Annotated in this window: 17 protein-coding genes; 10 read left to right on the top strand and 7 right to left on the bottom strand. The window is 62.3% G+C overall.

The window, feature by feature from the left end:
* Positions 1-7: 7 nt before the first annotated feature.
* Entirely contained in the window at positions 8-751 is a 744-nt protein-coding gene (gene mepA / locus AB5Y54_RS04780; RefSeq protein WP_201985275.1) for a penicillin-insensitive murein endopeptidase, read from the bottom strand.
* A 174-nt stretch (positions 752-925) separates the two neighbouring features.
* On the opposite strand from mepA, the gene AB5Y54_RS04775 reads away from it, so the two are divergent.
* Positions 926-1,468 (top strand): hypothetical protein, encoded by a 543-nt coding sequence (locus AB5Y54_RS04775; RefSeq protein ID WP_010675020.1) that lies wholly within the window; start codon positions 926-928, stop codon positions 1,466-1,468.
* A gap of 212 nt (positions 1,469-1,680) precedes the next feature.
* Positions 1,681-1,959 (top strand): RNA-binding protein, encoded by a 279-nt coding sequence (locus AB5Y54_RS04770; protein WP_029314670.1) that lies wholly within the window; start codon positions 1,681-1,683, stop codon positions 1,957-1,959.
* A 69-nt stretch (positions 1,960-2,028) separates the two neighbouring features.
* Here the strand turns inward: AB5Y54_RS04770 and AB5Y54_RS04765 are convergent, their stop codons facing one another.
* A complete protein-coding gene (locus tag AB5Y54_RS04765) occupies positions 2,029-2,928 on the bottom strand; it encodes an aldo/keto reductase family oxidoreductase (RefSeq protein ID WP_201985276.1) in 900 nt (299 codons plus the stop codon).
* Between the two features lie 166 nt (positions 2,929-3,094).
* Between AB5Y54_RS04765 and AB5Y54_RS04760 the strand changes: the two genes are divergently transcribed.
* The 3 genes from AB5Y54_RS04760 to ltaE all read left to right on the top strand — a co-directional run bounded on the left by AB5Y54_RS04760 (position 3,095) and on the right by ltaE (position 5,388).
* Entirely contained in the window at positions 3,095-3,502 is a 408-nt protein-coding gene (locus tag AB5Y54_RS04760) for a transcriptional regulator (RefSeq protein WP_039038703.1), read from the top strand.
* 75 nt (positions 3,503-3,577) lie between these two features.
* Positions 3,578-4,285 carry a short-chain dehydrogenase gene (locus tag AB5Y54_RS04755; RefSeq protein WP_201985278.1) on the top strand — a complete coding sequence of 236 codons (708 nt, stop codon included), beginning with the start codon at positions 3,578-3,580 and terminating at the stop codon, positions 4,283-4,285.
* A gap of 86 nt (positions 4,286-4,371) precedes the next feature.
* Positions 4,372-5,388 (top strand): low-specificity L-threonine aldolase, encoded by a 1,017-nt coding sequence (ltaE, locus tag AB5Y54_RS04750; RefSeq protein ID WP_201985280.1) that lies wholly within the window; start codon positions 4,372-4,374, stop codon positions 5,386-5,388.
* 63 nt (positions 5,389-5,451) lie between these two features.
* Here the strand turns inward: ltaE and AB5Y54_RS04745 are convergent, their stop codons facing one another.
* The 4 genes from AB5Y54_RS04745 to AB5Y54_RS04730 form a co-directional block, all read right to left on the bottom strand.
* Positions 5,452-5,883: a PAS domain-containing protein gene (locus AB5Y54_RS04745; protein ID WP_201985282.1), complete on the bottom strand. Its 432-nt coding sequence runs from the start codon at positions 5,881-5,883 to the stop codon at positions 5,452-5,454.
* 32 nt (positions 5,884-5,915) lie between these two features.
* Complete coding sequence (locus AB5Y54_RS04740; protein ID WP_041211557.1) at positions 5,916-6,938, bottom strand: response regulator; 1,023 nt, start codon at positions 6,936-6,938, stop codon at positions 5,916-5,918.
* Between the two features lie 46 nt (positions 6,939-6,984).
* Positions 6,985-7,929: a LysR family transcriptional regulator gene (locus tag AB5Y54_RS04735; RefSeq protein ID WP_201985284.1), complete on the bottom strand. Its 945-nt coding sequence runs from the start codon at positions 7,927-7,929 to the stop codon at positions 6,985-6,987.
* A gap of 82 nt (positions 7,930-8,011) precedes the next feature.
* The gene (locus tag AB5Y54_RS04730) at positions 8,012-8,560 is read right to left on the bottom strand and encodes a DUF2982 domain-containing protein (protein ID WP_223302590.1); all 549 of its coding nucleotides are present in this window, start codon (positions 8,558-8,560) and stop codon (positions 8,012-8,014) included.
* 322 nt (positions 8,561-8,882) lie between these two features.
* Here AB5Y54_RS04730 and AB5Y54_RS04725 point away from each other — a divergent pair, with 322 nt between their 5' ends.
* The 5 genes from AB5Y54_RS04725 to AB5Y54_RS04705 all read left to right on the top strand — a co-directional run bounded on the left by AB5Y54_RS04725 (position 8,883) and on the right by AB5Y54_RS04705 (position 14,799).
* Entirely contained in the window at positions 8,883-10,823 is a 1,941-nt protein-coding gene (locus tag AB5Y54_RS04725) for a bifunctional diguanylate cyclase/phosphodiesterase (RefSeq protein ID WP_039038812.1), read from the top strand.
* Between the two features lie 154 nt (positions 10,824-10,977).
* Positions 10,978-12,540 carry an AbgT family transporter gene (locus AB5Y54_RS04720; RefSeq protein WP_201985286.1) on the top strand — a complete coding sequence of 521 codons (1,563 nt, stop codon included), beginning with the start codon at positions 10,978-10,980 and terminating at the stop codon, positions 12,538-12,540.
* A gap of 67 nt (positions 12,541-12,607) precedes the next feature.
* A complete protein-coding gene (nfsA, locus tag AB5Y54_RS04715) occupies positions 12,608-13,333 on the top strand; it encodes an oxygen-insensitive NADPH nitroreductase (protein ID WP_010675008.1) in 726 nt (241 codons plus the stop codon).
* A gap of 153 nt (positions 13,334-13,486) precedes the next feature.
* Positions 13,487-14,251: a hypothetical protein gene (locus AB5Y54_RS04710; RefSeq protein ID WP_010675007.1), complete on the top strand. Its 765-nt coding sequence runs from the start codon at positions 13,487-13,489 to the stop codon at positions 14,249-14,251.
* Entirely contained in the window at positions 14,245-14,799 is a 555-nt protein-coding gene (locus tag AB5Y54_RS04705; protein WP_039038695.1) for a VOC family protein, read from the top strand. The genes AB5Y54_RS04710 and AB5Y54_RS04705 overlap by 7 nt, the downstream gene beginning before the upstream one ends.
* On the opposite strand, the gene AB5Y54_RS04700 is transcribed toward AB5Y54_RS04705, so the two are convergent.
* Positions 14,784-16,037 (bottom strand): MFS transporter, encoded by a 1,254-nt coding sequence (locus tag AB5Y54_RS04700; protein WP_069651374.1) that lies wholly within the window; start codon positions 16,035-16,037, stop codon positions 14,784-14,786. The two genes, AB5Y54_RS04705 and AB5Y54_RS04700, sit on opposite strands and share 16 nt — an antisense overlap.
* Positions 16,038-16,043: the final 6 nt, after the last annotated feature.

Raw genomic sequence — 16,043 nt, 5'->3', positions numbered from 1 at the left:
CTTGTGGTCAGCCCTCACAACGCCTGGGTAAGAGGGGGGCGCGGTAGCTCATCGACACCTTGGGCAGCTGGGGTTTGTCCTTGAGCCAGGAGGCCAGCTCCTCCCCACAGCCATTGCCGGGGGGAATGAGAGCCTGGGGCTGGCAGTCCGGACTGTTTGCCGGGCAGCGCAGGCGCACGTGAAAGTGGCTGAAGTGGCCGACCCAGGGGCGCAGCTTGCCGACCCAGGCTTCACCGGGTGCCTGTTTGCACACCTCGGCTTTGATGACGGGGTTGACGAAGATACGCGCCACCTCGGGGCGATCAGCCGCAAGGCGCAGCAGATTGAGCTGCCTGGGGCCGAATCGGCCGGGCAGCATCCGGTAGCTGGGTTCATCGATCAGCGCCCACTCCCTGGGGGCATCCTGCTCCCAGCGGCTAATGGGCCTGTCAGCCATCCTGAACCAGATGTCGGCATCCAGGCCGGTCTGGTGGCTGCGATGACCTGAGGTAAAGGGCCCCCCATGCATCATGGCGAGGTCGGCGATATAGAGATCCGGCATGCCGGCCAGTCTGGTCTGGTTGGCCAGATGCTGCAGGTAATGGATGAGGTCGGGGTGACCGTAATAGCGCAGCCGTTTGATGCGGATCACCTGATAACCAGGACCTTCGAGGGGCAGGGCCACGGCATTTTTCAGGCAGCCGGCGGAGTAGCCGCCGATGGCCTCGGCATAGAGTGTGCTCGCGGACAAGAGCAGGGCGGTGGCGAACATGGGACTCCCGGGATGGCGCCCAGTGCGGGCTCAGACAGCCCCAAGCATACCAAGAGTGGCGGCTGGCCGTCATCCGTGTCGCGGTGGCGGTTGCATCGCGGCGCGTCGCTCGCGCACAATGCGCGGCAACGCAGCGACGGCAAGGCCGTTCGCATCACAGAAGGAGAAGAGAAGATGAGAGTCAGTGAGCTGGCAGCGCAAGAGAACGTGAGCTGGCTGATGCCCCCGGCCCGGCGGTTTTACGGGGTCATGATCTGCCTGTTGCTGGCGAGTCTCGCCACTGTGGTGGCCGCCCTCTGGCTGGGATATCCCGACATGGGCCTGCTGCCCTGGGTCGGGGTGGTCTTTGGCGGCATCGTGCTGGTGATGATGGTGTTGCCGCGCAACTGGCAGCGCTGGCGTCTGGCGGAGCTTGCCTGGGATGAACGCCATCTCTATCTGCTCAATGGCGGCGAAGACCGGGCGTTGGCCCTGCCCAGAGCCGTGCTGGTGGGCATGGAGCGGGATCGCAAGGTGGGACACGATGGCCAGTGGCTCGATTTCAGCCTGGATCTCGGGCTGGATGAGGTGACCCTGGCGACGGCCACCAGCCTGCTCGGGTTGTCCCGGGAAGGGACTCACGAAGTGGCTCCCGGGGTCTATCGATTCGGGTTCAAACGTGCCTGGCATGGGCGTCGTGCCCTCGGCACATTGCTGGCCGAGCTGCACCCGATCTGACTATTTTCTCGACAATTCATCCCAATGCTCAGATACTGCCTCTGATTCGATTTGATCTTTCCTGCTCTGATAACCCAAGAGATCAAGGACTTGGGATACGAAGCTGGAAGTGCCATGGCATGATGCCGTGGCTGGTCCGGCAGGGGGGTTGTGCCCTTACTCCCAGGTCGGTGGATGCATAGATAAGGCACCTTGAATCGAGAGTGGATGGCATGAAGATTTACGTAGGTAATCTGTCGTACCGGATGACGGCCGACGAACTGACAACCGTGTTCAGCCAATTTGGGCAGGTAGACAAGGTCGATATCATCATCGACCGCGATACCGGTCAGTCCAAGGGGTTTGGTTTCATTGAAATGCCGGTCAATGGTGAGGCCGAGAAGGCCATCGCCGAGTTGCACGGCACCGAGGTCGGCGGCCGCACCATCACGGTCAATCAGGCCAAACCGAAGACGGATGCACCCCGTGGTCGCCCCCAGCGCCATCGTTGAATCGTCTCGATAACGGAAAACGGCATGGAATCCTCCATGCCGTTTTTGTTTTCAGGGTCTGGTGCAGACTCAGGGAACGTCATAACCCAGAGCGGCCTTGCGGATGCGGAACCACTGCTGGCGAGTGAGCTCAATGGACTCGGCTGTCACGGCGGCGGCGATCCGCTCCCGTTTGCCGGAGCCGATGAGGGGCAGCGGCTGACTCGGCAGCATCATCACCCAGGCGTAGACCACCTGCTCCAGACAGTCGGCGCCCACCTCCTGGCGGATCTGCTCGAGTTCCGCCCGCAGCGGGGCATAGTCGGGGGCATGGAACAGCCGCCCGCCGCCAAGGCAGGACCAGGCCATGGGCTTGATGCGCAGTTGCTGGCATTGATCCAGGGCACCATCCAGCGTCCCCTCCTGATGGAGCGGGGAGATCTCCAGCTGGTTGGTGACCAGGGGAAAGGGCAGGCGGGATTGCAGCAGGGCGAACTGATGGGGCGTGAAGTTGGAGACCCCGGCGTGCTTGATCTTGCCTGCCTGCTTGAGGGTGATGAAGGCGTCGGCCACCTCGTCGGCGTTCATCAGGGGGTCGGGGCGATGGATCAGCAACATATCCAGATGATCGGTGCCGAGCTTTTGCAAGGAGGCTTCGGCACTGGCGACGATGTGTCCCTTGCCGGTGTTGTAGTGATTCAGGGCGTGGGCCGGATTGGCGGTGAGGGCGATGCCGCACTTGCTGACGATCTCCATGCGATCGCGCAGGGAGGGCTCCAGGCGCAGGGCATGGCCGAAGGCCTCCTCGCACTGGTAGCCACCGTAGATGTCGGCGTGATCGATGGTGGTGACCCCGAGATCAAGGTGATATTTCATCAGGTCCAGCAGGGCGGCGGGGGAAAGCTGCCACTCCATCAGGCGCCAGTAGCCCATGATGAGGCGGGAGAAGGTGGGGCCTTGCTCGTGCAGGGCCAGACGGGATACGGACATGGTGACTCCTCTGGAGATAACAATGTGAAAAGAAAGGGGCAAAATCATGTGCCAGCATCTTGGTCTCTTCCGGCGGACAAGGCAATAATGCCCCCTTCGCGAATTCGAACTATGGTTCTGACTCCGACGGGTCAAGATCCCGGTGTCAGTGAGAGGAGAAGGGGTGATGGAAGGATTTGCCGCCAGGCTGCAAAGTCTGATCGGGGAGGGGAGCGTGAGCGCCTTTGCCCGCAAGGTGGGATTGAGTGAAGCCCTGATCCGCAAGTATCTGAAAGGGGCCGAGCCCGGCCTTGGCAAGGCGAACCAGATTGCCATGGGGGCCAACTGCTCGCTGGAGTGGCTCGCCACCGGTTGCGGGTATCTCTATCGTCAGGCCGAGGTGGTGGACAGGGACGCGCTGGCGGCGGCGGGGGCGCTGGTGCAGGAGACCCGTCCGGGAAAGCCCATGCCGGACGAGGAGCAACTGGTGACCCTGCTCGCCTATTACCAGTTCCTGCGCAGCCACAAGCAGGCGGACGGTTTTCTGGACCTGGCCCGGGCGCGGGAGTTTGGGCGCCATCTGGCCGAGGCCTGAGCCTGACGGGGGCTCCCGGCAGTCCGCCATTCTTCTGATACCCTCTAAGCAGTGATCAAATCCAAGGACACGCAGATGAGCTATCTGATCCTGGGCAGTGGCGGGTTGGGCAGTGCGCTGGCACGGGAGCTGGCCAGACGGGGAGAAGAGTGGTTGCTGGCGGGCAGGCAACTGCCCAGGGGGCTGGATCCCGCCTGCTACTTTCCGCTGCAGGAGGTGGACTCGCTCTCTTTTGAGGCCCTCTTCACCCTCTATGACAGCACCACCCTGCCGACGGTAGTGATCAACACCATAGGCCTGCTCCATGATCTTGCCCACATGCCGGAGCGGCGGGTGGAGGAGGTGACCCCCCAATGGCTTGAAGAGAGTCTGCTGGCCAATGCCTGGCCCCACCTGGCCCTTGGTGCCAACCTCAGCCGGCGCATGATGCCCCAGAGCACGCTCTGGCTCTGCACCCTCTCGGATCGGGCGGGAAGCCTGGAGGAGGGGGGCCAGGAGGCCATGTGCCACTACAGCTACCGTATGAGCAAGGCCGCCCTCAACATGGGATCCCGGATCCTGGCGGGTGAGTGGGCCGGACGTTTTCCCGGCGCCGGTGTCATCACCGTGCATCCCGGCCTCATGAATACCCCCATGCAGCAACCTTTTCTTCAGGAGATGGATCCCACCTTGCTGCAGGACCCCGCCGAGGTCGCCGTCCGCCTGCTGGATCTGATGGCCACACTGACGCCGGCGCACTCGGGCCGTTTCGTGGATCTGCAGGGTCAGTCGCTGCCCTGGTGAGCCGCCGGGCTCACATTCCCGCTTGCTGTTTCTTGCCAGCCGGGTGTCGGCTGGTTAATGTCATCGTCCTGCATCAGGAGGATGACATGCGCTATATCGATTTACGAAGTGATACCGTGACCCAACCCACGGAAGCCATGCGCCAGAGCATGCTGCATGCCGAGGTGGGAGACGATGTCTATGGGGAAGATCCCAGCATCAATGCGCTGGAGCGCCGCGGCGCCGAACTGCTTGGCAAGGAGGCGGCCCTGTTCGTGCCCTCCGGCACCATGTCCAACCTGCTGGCCATGATGAGTCACTGCCAGCGTGGGGAAGGGGCCGTGCTGGGGGCGGCCTCCCACATCTATCGCTACGAGGCCCAGGGCTCTGCCGTGCTGGGCTCGGTGGCCCTGCAATCGGTCCCCATGCAGGCGGACGGCACCCTGGCCATCGAGGATGTGCGGGGGGCCATCGCTCCCGATGATCCCCATTTCGTCCAGACGCGCCTCGTCTGCCTGGAAAATACCCATAACGGCAAGGTGCTGCCATTGACCTACCTGCGCGCCATGCGCGAATTCGTCGTCGAGAAGGGGTTGAAGCTGCACCTGGACGGGGCTCGCCTCTTCAATGCGGTGGTGGCGAGCGGGGAGCCGGTAGCCGCCATCGCGGCGCCTTTTGACAGCATCTCTGTCTGCCTCTCCAAGGGATTGGGGGCACCGGTGGGGTCCCTGCTGGTGGGATCGGCTGGGTTCATCGCCCGCGCCAGACGGCTGCGCAAGATGCTGGGGGGCGGCATGCGCCAGGGAGGGATCCTGGCCCAGGCCGCCCTGTTCGCGCTGGATCAGCACGTTGCCCGGCTGGCGGATGATCATCGCCGCGCCAGGCGTCTGGCAGAGGGGCTGGCCGCGTTGCCAGGCATCGCACTCAACTTGGGGGAGGTGCAGACCAACATGGTATTCCTGCGCCTGACCCAGGGGGATCCCGCCACCTTGCTGGGTTTCATGAAGGAGCGCGGTATTCTCTTCTCCGGCTACGGGGAACTCAGGCTGGTGACCCACCTGCAGATCACTGACGATGACATCGACGAGGTGATCGACGCCTTCACCGAGTATCTGAGTGGCTGACGCCATTCCCCATCGCAACAACAAGGGCGCCATCGGGCGCCCTTGTTGTCATGGCAGGGGCGGTCATCCCTGGCGCTGGCCGGTGATCAGCATGGCCTCGTCGGTGGCGTCATAGATCATGATGGCCAGATGGGTGACCTCTCCGGCGAAGTCGGCCAGCGGCACCAGGGTCAGGTTCTGGTACATGTAGGGGGCCGATCCCGTGATGGGGCGGTAGTTGGAGAAGCGCAACAGGTAGGGGCGCTGCTCCCAGGTGCTGAAGGCACGGTTGTTGAGCTTGAACACCATGTTGGCCTTGCGCTCGAACCAGGCCTTGTCCACATCGGGAAAGAGCGAGAACAGTCTTTGATCGCGCACCTCGCCTGCCAGCCGGCCGCTGTGACTCTCCATGAAGCCGTTCCACACCTGGATCCGGTACTCCCTGTCGAGCACGACCAGCCCCACGTCCAGATTCTGGACGATGTTCATCAGCCAATGAAATTCCCGAATGTCCATGGTCACTCCTGGTGGTTGCTGCCGCGGGGCGGTCAGAGCATGTGCATGATCTTGTTGTTCATGGTGGCGATGGAATCTTCGGTAAACAGCAGCAAGAGATCGCACTGCACCGCATAGCCCTGCACCCGATAGTTGATCTCGATGGCCAGAGTGCGGCGCCAGCGGCTCTGGTTGGTCCGAATGAGATCCTGAATGGGCCTGTGCTGGCCCAGCACCACGGGGTGACCCTGGCTAAAAGGGGTGTCGAGCTGGTTGGCGTAGCCGCGCAGGAAGGCACCGATCAGCACGTTGGCGGTGTCCATCAGCAGTTCCAGTTCGGCGCCGTGATCCAGCTCCCCCTGATGGTTCATCAGGCGGGCCAGGTCCTGGAAGCTGGCATCGTGGAACAGCAGCAGGGCCTCCCCGGCGATCCCGGCCCCGATGAAGCCTTGACAGACCGCAGAGAGCGTCTCCGACTCGGCGGCGGCCGAGAGCGCCATGTGCAGCTCGGAGACCTCCAGCACGTTGACGTTGGGGATGGGGAGCAGCACGAAGGCGCCGAGCAGGCGAGCCAGCAGATCCGCCCCCTGGCCCATGGCGACGTTGGCCAGCTCCTGATAGACATCCCGCAGCTCGGGGGTGAACTGGATGCTGCTCTGGGCAGCCTGGTGGCTGGCGACGGGCTGGGGCTGGATGGCCGTCACCTGGGTGGCCGATTGCCACAGTCCGTGGCGCTTGAGCAGGGCAAGGAGGGTGTCCGGGGAGGCCGGCTTCTTGATGAAATCGAGGGCGCCAAGGGCCATGACACGCTCATGGGCTTCCGGCTGGATGTCGCCGGAGACCACGATCACCTTGCTGCGCACCCCTTCTCGCTTGAGGGTCTCGAGCACGCCATATCCGTCCATTTCCGGCATGGTGAGATCGAGAAAGATCAGGTCCCCGTGCCCCATCAGGATCTGCTCGACCCCTTCCAGTCCGTCCGCGGCCTGGTGCAAGGTGACACCCCAATCGGCGGGCAGGGCGCGCACCAGCTGTTTGCGCGCGAACCCGGAGTCATCACATATCAATACATTCATAGTGTTAGCCGACCTGTGCAACGAGGATTGCGCTAAGTGTGGGTCATCAGCCGTCAGATGCAACGGGCAGCGGCTGCGCCGGTGAAAATTGATCGTTCTGCTGACGGGTGCGATAGCGCTCGGAATGTTTCTCGACGAAATCGGCGAACATCTTAACACGCAACGGGGTGAACCGGGGCTGGCAATGGAGCATGTAGAAGGGACGTTTTCCCGACTGCCAGTCCGGCAGGACGGGGACGAGCTGACCATCTTGCAGGAAGGGGTGCACATAGTGCTGCGGGGCGTTGACGATGCCGAGGTGTCGCTGGGCTGCCCGCACGGCGGCCTGGGTCTGGTCGATGCAAAGGCGGGGTGTGCGTTTGATGCAGACCGTCTGTTCGTCCCGCCCGTTCAGTTGCCAGTGCTGGTGGGGCCAGCAGTAGATGAGATCGTGCTCTTCCAGCTGGGTCGGGTGGTAGGGCACACCCATCTTCTCCAGATAGAGGGGGGAGGCGAACAGACCGTACTGGATGTGACCCAGACAGAGGGCGTTGGGCAGGGTCTGGGGAAGCTCGCCGTTGAAAAAGACCAGGTCCCTGTCCTGATCCGCCTGGAGGGCATGATCGTTGGACTGGCGGATGTCGAACTGTACCCCGGGATAGCGCAGGCCGAAGTCCGCCAGCATGTCGACCAGGATGGTGTTGGAGAGGGCGATGGGAGCCGCGAGGCGGATGAGGCCGCTGATGTCCGTCTCCTCACCCCGGATTTCGCCGGTGGCCTGCTCTATCTCCGCCAGGGGGGTACAGAGGCGCTCGTAATAGCGCAGTCCTTCGTCCGTGAGACGCAGCTTGCGGGTGGATCTGTGCAGCAGGCTGCATCCGAGCTGCTCTTCCAGTTGGGAGATACGTCGACTGATGGTGCCGGTCGGCATGCCCAGCGCAGCGGCGGCGTGGGAGAAACCGCCCTCTTGCACCACCTTGACGAACAGATAGAACTCTTCGATGTACTTCATAGCGGTTTTAGGGGGTGTTCTGGCTGTAACAAGCCAGTGACCTTATGAAGAGTCACCGGGCTTGGCAAGCGCAATCCGGCGTTTAATTGATCTGGATTAGATTCGATTCGCGCTGGTATTGCTGGAGCAGATGGACGAAATCTTCCGGGGATCTGTCCAGGCTGTTGTCGGGCACCAGCAGATCGTACCCCAGCAGGTCACGCAGCCGTGCCATCCGGTTGCCGAGCATGGCGATCACCCCCTCATAGCGCTGGCCGGCGGGTGAGCAGAAGCGGCTCTCCTCCAGCAGTCCCTCTCCCAGGAGCCCACTGCCGCACCCTCCGGTCGGGCAGTCGGAGCGCTCGCTTCGCATGGCCTGCATCAGCACGGCGCGCTGCTCGGTCAGCAGACGGACGGCGAGCCGGGGTGTGATCAGCGTCAAAAAAGCGTCGTAATCCTTTATTTTCAAACCGATGTAGGGCAGCTCCACCAGATCCCACCCCAAATGGATACGTGGTTGGTCAATTCGCTGAATATTTCTCCATTTCAGGATCCAGCCGCCGTACTTGTGATGGTATTGCAGGCAGTCCTGACACAAAGAGAGACTAAAATGAGGCTCACCCAGTTTCCAAACCCCGACAAGAATTGTCATCAGGCCCGCAAGGAGGAGGGAAATGGCGGGGATTAGTAGTTGTTCACGAAGAAAAAAAAGTATAAAAATCATAGCAATGGTTATCACCATGCCCAACAATACCAGTGTGAGTCCATTTCTTCGTACCATGGGGATCACATGTAGCGTTTTCATATGATTTCGGCCTTTTTTCATCCGTTTGTTATCCGATTATGGGCCGGAACGGATTTTGTACCAGCGTGAATGCTCCTGTCGGGGGGCGCAATCGACTGGTTCGACCATGAGCTTTCAGCATGAATCATCACTCAACATGAATACGCTAGACGAACGCCTGCTCACCGTGATGGATGTCCTCCACACGCCTGTCTGGGTCTATGACATCCAGCGTCATCATATTTACTGGGCCAACGATGCTGCCCTCGGGCTCTGGGAGGCGAGCTCCCTGGCCGAGCTGAAGTCTCGGGATTTCTCCGCCGACATGGCCGCCGCCATCGATCTGCTGCTGCAGCGCTATCTCGGTGATTTCCAGCAGGAGCGCAGTTACAACGAGTGGTGGACCCTCTCGCCCAAGGGGGTCAAGAAGCAGGTCTATCTGCGTCTTTCCGGGATCCAGCTTGCCGGACGGCAGATGATGATGGCGGAAGCGGTCATCGATGCCGACACCCTCTACCAGGAGTCCTCCCTCGCCACCGGCGACACCCTGGCCTGTCTCTTTGACAACGAGGGGCGCCTCGAGAGCGGCAACCATCACTTCGACATGTGCTTTGGCACCGGCATTCTGACGCTGCCCCAGATCTTCTCCGGTGCGGACGAGGCCTTCTATCGTCGCCTCTCCCGTCTGGACGAAGTGGTGGCTGAAGGGGAGTGTCGCACCCAGAAGGGGATGCGCTGGTTCCAGTACCAGTTTCGCCATATCCAGCAGGGGGCACGGATCCTGCTGACCATGCGGGACATCACGGATCGCAAGCTCGAAGAGCTGGAGCATCGCCACCTGGCCTGGCACGACTCCCTCACCGGGTTGCTCAATCGCTACGGCCTGATGAAATCCCTGGAAGCCTATTGCGGCCTCGGGGGGCGCTTTGCCCTGGTGTTCATGGATCTGGACAACTTCAAGCTGGTCAATGACAACTACGGCCACAAGGCAGGGGATCGCCTGCTGGAGCGGGTCGCCGGACGGCTCAAGCAGATCTGCCCGCGGGACGTGGAGCTGGCGCGCCTTGGCGGGGACGAGTTCACCGCCCTGGTGCCCCTCAACCAGGCGAGCGATCGGGCCCAGGAGGTGGCGGATCTCATGCTCTCCCAGATGAGCAAGCCACTGCAGCTGAGTGGTGTCCCCGAGGTCACCATCGGCGGCAGCATCGGCATCGCCATCTACCCGGACGACGCGGATGACGGCGACAACCTCATCACCCGTGCCGACATGGCCATGTACCAGGCCAAGCAGATGGGGCGGCTTCGCTGGCAGCGCTTCACCCCCAGCATGCAGCAAAGCCTGCATCGCAAGCTGACCCTCAAGCAGTTTCTGGCCAAGGCCGTCGGTCGGGGGGAGCTCAGCCTGCGCTATCAGCCCCAGGTGGATGTGGCGCAAGGTCGGGTCATCGGTTTCGAGGCCCTGGTACGCTGGTACAATCCCGTGCTCGGCCATGTGTCGCCGGCGGAGTTCATTCCGCTGGCCGAAGAGATGGGGCTCATCCGGGAAATTGGAAGCTGGGTGCTTTCCACCGCATTGGCCCAGATGGGGGAGTGGCAGCGACAGGACGGGGTGAGGGTGCCGGTGTCGGTCAATCTCTCGGGCTTCCAGCTCTCTGCCAGTTTGCCGGAGCTGGTGGCCCAACTGCTCGAGGCATTCTCGGTGGAGGCGGCGCTGCTGACCCTGGAGCTGACCGAGACGGTGCTGATGCTCGACATGAAGGGGTGCATCGAGATCCTCGACGCCCTGAGCGAGCAGGGGATCAAGATCGCCATCGACGACTTCGGGACGGGCTATTCCTCCCTGGCCTACCTCAACCGGTTGCCCATCGACACCATCAAGCTGGACCGCTCCTTCGTGGTGGGGCTCAACCTGCCGGTGATCCGGGCGACGGTGGCCATGGCCACCAGTCTGGGGCTAGGGATCCTGGCGGAAGGGGTGGAGGAGGAGCACGAGCTCGCGGCCCTGCAGACCCAGGGTTGCCACGTCTTCCAGGGGTTCCTGTTCAGCCGTCCCATGACACCGGAAGAGGTGGCGGCGGCGGGGTTCGCAGTACAGTGCCGGCTGGGTCGCTATCCCCTCGCAAACCATTGAGCAAGTTGTCGATAAATGTGCGGCATCTCCCATTAATGAAGTGCGAGATGCCAAATTAAACATAATTAATCGAATTTTTGTCTCATATCATGGGATCCATTAGACGTTATCGCTAGTATGCGCGCTCATTCCTTGGTAATGGAGTATCACCATAATGAGTCAAGCTGCAGTGAACGAGCGTCCGGCCCCTCCCAACGGCTGGTTGAACCGCTTTCTGAACGGGGTGGAGAAGGCGGGCAACAAGCTGCCGGATCCCGCCATGCTCTTCCTCTATGCCTTGCTGATCGTCTGGGTCGGCTCCTGGATAGGCTCCCAGTTCTCCTTCGATCTGGTCAATCCCCGCACCGGAGAGGCCGTGGTCATCAACAACCTGTTGACCGGGGCAGGGCTGGCGGACTTTCTCGCCAGCATGGTTACCACGTTCACCGGGTTTGCTCCCCTTGGCATCGTGCTGGTGGCCATGCTGGGGGTCGGGGTGGCTGAACAGTCCGGTTTCATCAACACCGGGCTCAAGAAGCTGCTCAAGGTGACGCCGGCGCGCTTTCTGACCCCCATGCTGATCCTGGTGGCCATCGTCAGCCATACCGCCGCCGATGCGGGCTATGTGCTGGTGATCCCCATTGGCGGCATCATCTTCCATGCAGCGGGTCGCCACCCGCTGGCGGGGATTGCCGCAGCCTTTGCCGGGGTTTCCGGCGGGTTTGCCGCCAACTTCCTGCCCTCCGGCGGGGATGCGCTGCTTCAGGGTTTCACCCAGTCTGCAGCCCAGTTGTTCGACCCTGACTACATGGTCAACACCCTGTGCAATATCATGTTCACCGGTGCTTCTTCCTTGCTGATCATCTGCGTGGGCTGGTTTGTCACCGAGAAGATTGTCGAGCCGCGCCTCAAGCAAGTGCCCCTCAACGAGGATCTGGAGAGCGCCGACGAGATGGGTCGTTACAGCGCTCAGGAGAGCCGGGCCTTCAACTGGGCCGGGTTCGCCATGCTGGCGGCCGTGGTGCTGCTGGGGCTGGCGCTGGCCCCCGGCGACTCGCCGATGCGGGCACCGGACGGTTCCCTCACCACCTTCGCCGCGCCGGTGATGAAGTCCATCGTGCCCCTCATTTTCCTGCTCTTCATCCTGCCCGGGATCGTCTATGGCTTTGTCGCCGGCAGCTTCAATAGCGGCAAGGATGTGATCGACGCCATGTCGGCCACCATGAACAAGATGGGCTCCTACATGGTGATGGCCTTCTTCTGCGCCCTCTTCATCAAGGCGTTCGGGGATTCCAACCTCGGTACCCTGCTGGCGCTCTCCGGTGCCGAGGTGCTTCACGCCCTGGCGTTGCCGGGAGAGGTGACCATAGTCGGCATCATACTGCTGACGGCCACCGTCAACCTGGTGGTGGGCTCGGCCTCCGCCAAGTGGGCCCTCATCAGCCCCATCCTGGTGCCCATGCTGATGGCGGTGGGGATCTCGCCCGAGTTGACTCAGGCCGCGTATCGGGTGGGGGATTCCGCCTCCAACATCATCACCCCGCTGATGGTCTTCTTCCCCCTGGTGGTGGTCTATTGCCAGCAGTATGTGAAGAGCACAGGCATCGGCACCCTGGTCTCCATGATGCTGCCTTACTCCCTGGCCTTCCTGGTGAGCTGGACGGGCTTCCTGCTGCTCTACTGGGCGCTGGGGTTCCCGCTTGGGCTACAGGCCCCCTATGTCTATCCTGCCCCTTGAGGGTGATGGGGGGCCTTGGGCCCCCCGCTTTTTTTGGGTAGAGTGTGACCTTCATCCCGGAGGTACCATGAACCCGACCATCGATCTCATTCTTTCCCATCGCTCCATTCGCCAGTTCACCCCAGAGCCCGTCAGCGCAGAGCAGCTGGATCAGATCCTGAGCGCCGCCCAGAGCGCCGCGAGCTCCAGCTTCCTCCAGGCCAACAGCATCATCCGGGTCACCGACAAGGGGCTGCGGGCCACCCTGGCGGAGCTGGCCGGTCATCAGGCCTATGTGGTCGAAGCGGCGGAGTTTCTGGTGTTTTGCGCCGACTACCACCGTCACAGCCAGATAGTGCCGGAGGCCCGCACCGGCTTTGTGGAGCAGCTCATGATCGGGGCCATCGACGGCGCCCTGATGGCGCAAAATGCCTTGCTGGCGGCCCAGTCACTTGGGCTGGGCGGGGTCTATATCGGCGGCATTCGCAACAATCCGGCCGAGGTGAGCGAGGTGCTGGGTCTGCCCCATCAGGTGATCCCGCTGTTTGGCCTCTGCCTGGGCCATCCCGCCCAGCGGCCGGAGCAAAAACCGCGGCTGCCCCGGGCGCTGGTGGTGCACGAGAACCGCTATCCTGCCACCCTGGACCGCGCCCTGCTTGCCCGGTACGACGGGCAGATCCACGACTACTACCAGGCCCGCAGCAGCAACAACAAGGATCAGACCTGGAGCGGGCAGATCAGGGGGATCCTGGGCAAGGAGGCGAGGCCCTTCATGCTGGGATTCCTGCAGTCGAAGGGTTTTTGCCTCAAGTAATGGGGGCGGCGGGCGATATGGAGCATGACGCACCGGATGCGGTCACCGCCTGCGAGCGTTCTTGTGAGGCAATACGGGATCTGGGCGCTACCCTATGAGGCTAAGCTGTTGTAGGATCTCGCAATTGGATTGGGACTGGAGTGTGAACACCCTATGATTTTAACCCTGATATTGCTGTCAATCGGCGCACTCCTGTTTCTGGTCATCGCCTATAACGTGGTGCAGCAATACAAGCAGAAGGCCGAATCGGACAAGCGCCAGGCCATTGCCCGTCACAAGGCGGTGGCAGACGAGACTGAAGAGGTGTTGCTGAACGTCAACCTGGTGCCCTTTTCCAAAAACATGGTGCTGCTGTTGCAACACCGGATCCTGGATGCCTACCGCGCCATCGCGCTGGTGATGCCCAATGCGCAGGTCAAGCAGCGCATCGCCGACGTCCAGCTCCAGATCAAGAACGTGCAGGAGAACTACAGCAGCCAGGACGAGGGACATTTCAAGACGCCGGAGTCCGACCGCCAGGCCATCCAGATGCTGCAACTGGCCAAGAAGATGCGGGCCGTGCTGCGGGTCGAGCACAACAAGGGCAAGATAGATCCCCAGGGCTTTGCCCAGGAGGATCGCCGCCTCGAGCTGATGCAGCTCAAGATCAACATCGCCAACCTGCTCAAGCGGGCCATGGATGCCCAGATCCAGGGGCAGTACGGCACCTGCCGCCAGCTCTACACCAAGGGGCTGGGGGCGCTGGCCAATGTCACCGACAAGGATCCCTACCTGCTGGCGCGGGAAGAGGACATGCGTCAGGGGATGCGCCAGCTGGAAGAACACCTGCAGCAGCACAGCGAGAAGGAGCTGCAAAACATCAAGGACAAAGAGACGGACGAACTGGACGTCCTGTTCCAACCCAAGAAGAAATGGTGATCATGTCACATCCCCTGGATTCCACACTGGGGCCCATGGCCCCATTTGTTTGCCAACTGCTCACGGAAATGCGTGCCGTCATGGGAGTCAATGGCTCCCCCGTGGTGGATCACCTCTGCTACCGCGCTGCCACCCTGCCGGAATATCTGGAGTTGAAAGCGGTGCTGGCCGCCCACGGAGTCTTGCTGGTGGAGGGGATGATAGGCGGGCGTCCCATCGCCACCTATCGCCTGCACCAGCCCGTCTGCTGGGAGCAGGTGACTGTCCCCTGCATCGAACTGGCCGCCCCCAAGGCGGGCCGAAGCCATCAGGCCGGGCTCGAACATATCGAGCTGGTGGTGCCCTCGCTCACGGCCTTGGTGGCGACGCATCCCGATGTCCCCTTCAAGACCGGCAACATCGATGACGGACGCAACCCGGATATAGGATTGATGCTGCCTTCTGGGCAGATCAAGTTTCATCTGCGCTCGCTTGACGAGGTGATAGACGAAGAGCTGTGCACCGGCGCCGTAGTGCCGGTACCGGCGGACTATTATGACGGTCTGTGAGGGGAGGGCCCGTTGACGGGAGCCTGACCCTGTGGCGTCAACGCACAAGCGGGCGCCACACGTCCTTTCAAGTGACCGAGCCAGAGGCTCAACCCCGCGGTGATCATCAACACCAGCTCGATGCCGAGTACCAGACCCCAGAGCCCCCCCTGCTCCCAGAAGGGATGCAGATAAAGCCCGCCCAGACTGGCTCCCAGGTAGTACCCCACCAGATAGAGCGACGAGGCGAGCGCCCGGTTGTGCTCCACGTGCTGGCCGACCCAGGCGCTGGCACAGGCGTGGGCGAGGAAGAAGCCAAAGCTCGAGACAAGCAATCCCCCGATGATGGCGACAAGGCTCCCCTGCAACAGGGCCAGGCTGCCGAGTGCCATCAAGGTTATTCCTGCCAGCAGCAGGCGTTGTGCTCCCCAGCGATGGGCCCCGCGGCCGCTCAGTGAAGAGGCGACGGTACCGGTGAGGTAGGTCAGAAACAGCATGCCGAGCCACTGGGTCGGCAGGGAGAAGGGGGCCTTGGCCAGCAGAAAGGTGAGATAGCTGTACTGGTTCAGGAAGACCATGAAGTTGAGGCCGCCGATGAGATAGGCCCCCACCAGCAAGGGGTTGCCAAGGTGGCTCTGGATGGCGCGGCGCAGTTGCCCAGGCGCTGCCTCCACGGCCACGAAGCAGCGCTGGGCGGGCAGCAGCCAGATAACCAGTGGCAGCAGGGCGAGGCTGATGATCCCGATACCGAGGAAGGTGTGCTGCCAGTCACCAAACCAGCCAGCCAGCAGACCGCCGACCACCCGGCCCGCGATGCCCCCCAGGGAGTTGGCCGCGATATAGACGCCGACGGCTACGATGAGGGCACGTTTGCTGAACTCTTCCCCCATGTAGGCAATGGCGGTGGCGGGCAGCCCTGCCAGCAGGACGCCTTGCAGGATGCGCAGGCTCACCAGCACATCAAAGTGGGTGACCCAGGGGATGCACAGGGAGAGCAGGATGGCGGCCGCCAGGGTCCACAGCATGATCCGCCGCCGTCCGAACCGATCAGCCAGACGGGCACAGACGAGCAGGGAGCCTGCAAGCCCTGCGGTGCAGCCTGCAAGCGTCCAGCTGGCGGACAGGGCGCTGACCGAGAAAACCTCTGCCAGGAGTGGCAGCAGGGGATGGGTCTGGTAGAGATTGAGGAATACCAGGAAGGAGCCCAGGCTGAGGGCCAGGGTGGCGCGTATCCATTCGCGACTGCCTACTTCGATCATATGGAG

This window comes from Aeromonas sp. s9 (assembly GCF_040907765.1).
Lineage (GTDB): Bacteria > Pseudomonadota > Gammaproteobacteria > Enterobacterales > Aeromonadaceae > Aeromonas > Aeromonas caviae.
Note: the sequence above shows the minus strand (reverse complement) of the source record. Positions and strands in the feature narration are given on the sequence as shown.

Bases quoted from the DNA above. Each gene is read 5' to 3' on its own strand.
- ltaE (WP_201985280.1), top strand. From the start codon at position 4,372: ATGCGCTATATCGATTTACGAAGTGATACCGTGACCCAACCCACGGAA.
- AB5Y54_RS04740 (WP_041211557.1), bottom strand. From the start codon at position 6,938: ATGAATGTATTGATATGTGATGACTCCGGGTTCGCGCGCAAACAGCTG.
- AB5Y54_RS04710 (WP_010675007.1), top strand. From the start codon at position 13,487: ATGATTTTAACCCTGATATTGCTGTCAATCGGCGCACTCCTGTTTCTG.
- AB5Y54_RS04700 (WP_069651374.1), bottom strand. From the start codon at position 16,037: ATGATCGAAGTAGGCAGTCGCGAATGGATACGCGCCACCCTGGCCCTC.
- AB5Y54_RS04745 (WP_201985282.1), bottom strand. From the start codon at position 5,883: ATGGACATTCGGGAATTTCATTGGCTGATGAACATCGTCCAGAATCTG.
- AB5Y54_RS04725 (WP_039038812.1), top strand. From the start codon at position 8,883: ATGGATGTCCTCCACACGCCTGTCTGGGTCTATGACATCCAGCGTCAT.
- AB5Y54_RS04770 (WP_029314670.1), top strand. From the start codon at position 1,681: ATGAAGATTTACGTAGGTAATCTGTCGTACCGGATGACGGCCGACGAA.
- AB5Y54_RS04730 (WP_223302590.1), bottom strand. From the start codon at position 8,560: ATGACAATTCTTGTCGGGGTTTGGAAACTGGGTGAGCCTCATTTTAGT.
- nfsA (WP_010675008.1), top strand. From the start codon at position 12,608: ATGAACCCGACCATCGATCTCATTCTTTCCCATCGCTCCATTCGCCAG.
- AB5Y54_RS04735 (WP_201985284.1), bottom strand. From the start codon at position 7,929: ATGAAGTACATCGAAGAGTTCTATCTGTTCGTCAAGGTGGTGCAAGAG.
- AB5Y54_RS04755 (WP_201985278.1), top strand. From the start codon at position 3,578: ATGAGCTATCTGATCCTGGGCAGTGGCGGGTTGGGCAGTGCGCTGGCA.
- AB5Y54_RS04720 (WP_201985286.1), top strand. From the start codon at position 10,978: ATGAGTCAAGCTGCAGTGAACGAGCGTCCGGCCCCTCCCAACGGCTGG.
- AB5Y54_RS04705 (WP_039038695.1), top strand. From the start codon at position 14,245: ATGGTGATCATGTCACATCCCCTGGATTCCACACTGGGGCCCATGGCC.
- mepA (WP_201985275.1), bottom strand. From the start codon at position 751: ATGTTCGCCACCGCCCTGCTCTTGTCCGCGAGCACACTCTATGCCGAG.
- AB5Y54_RS04760 (WP_039038703.1), top strand. From the start codon at position 3,095: ATGGAAGGATTTGCCGCCAGGCTGCAAAGTCTGATCGGGGAGGGGAGC.
- AB5Y54_RS04775 (WP_010675020.1), top strand. From the start codon at position 926: ATGAGAGTCAGTGAGCTGGCAGCGCAAGAGAACGTGAGCTGGCTGATG.
- AB5Y54_RS04765 (WP_201985276.1), bottom strand. From the start codon at position 2,928: ATGTCCGTATCCCGTCTGGCCCTGCACGAGCAAGGCCCCACCTTCTCC.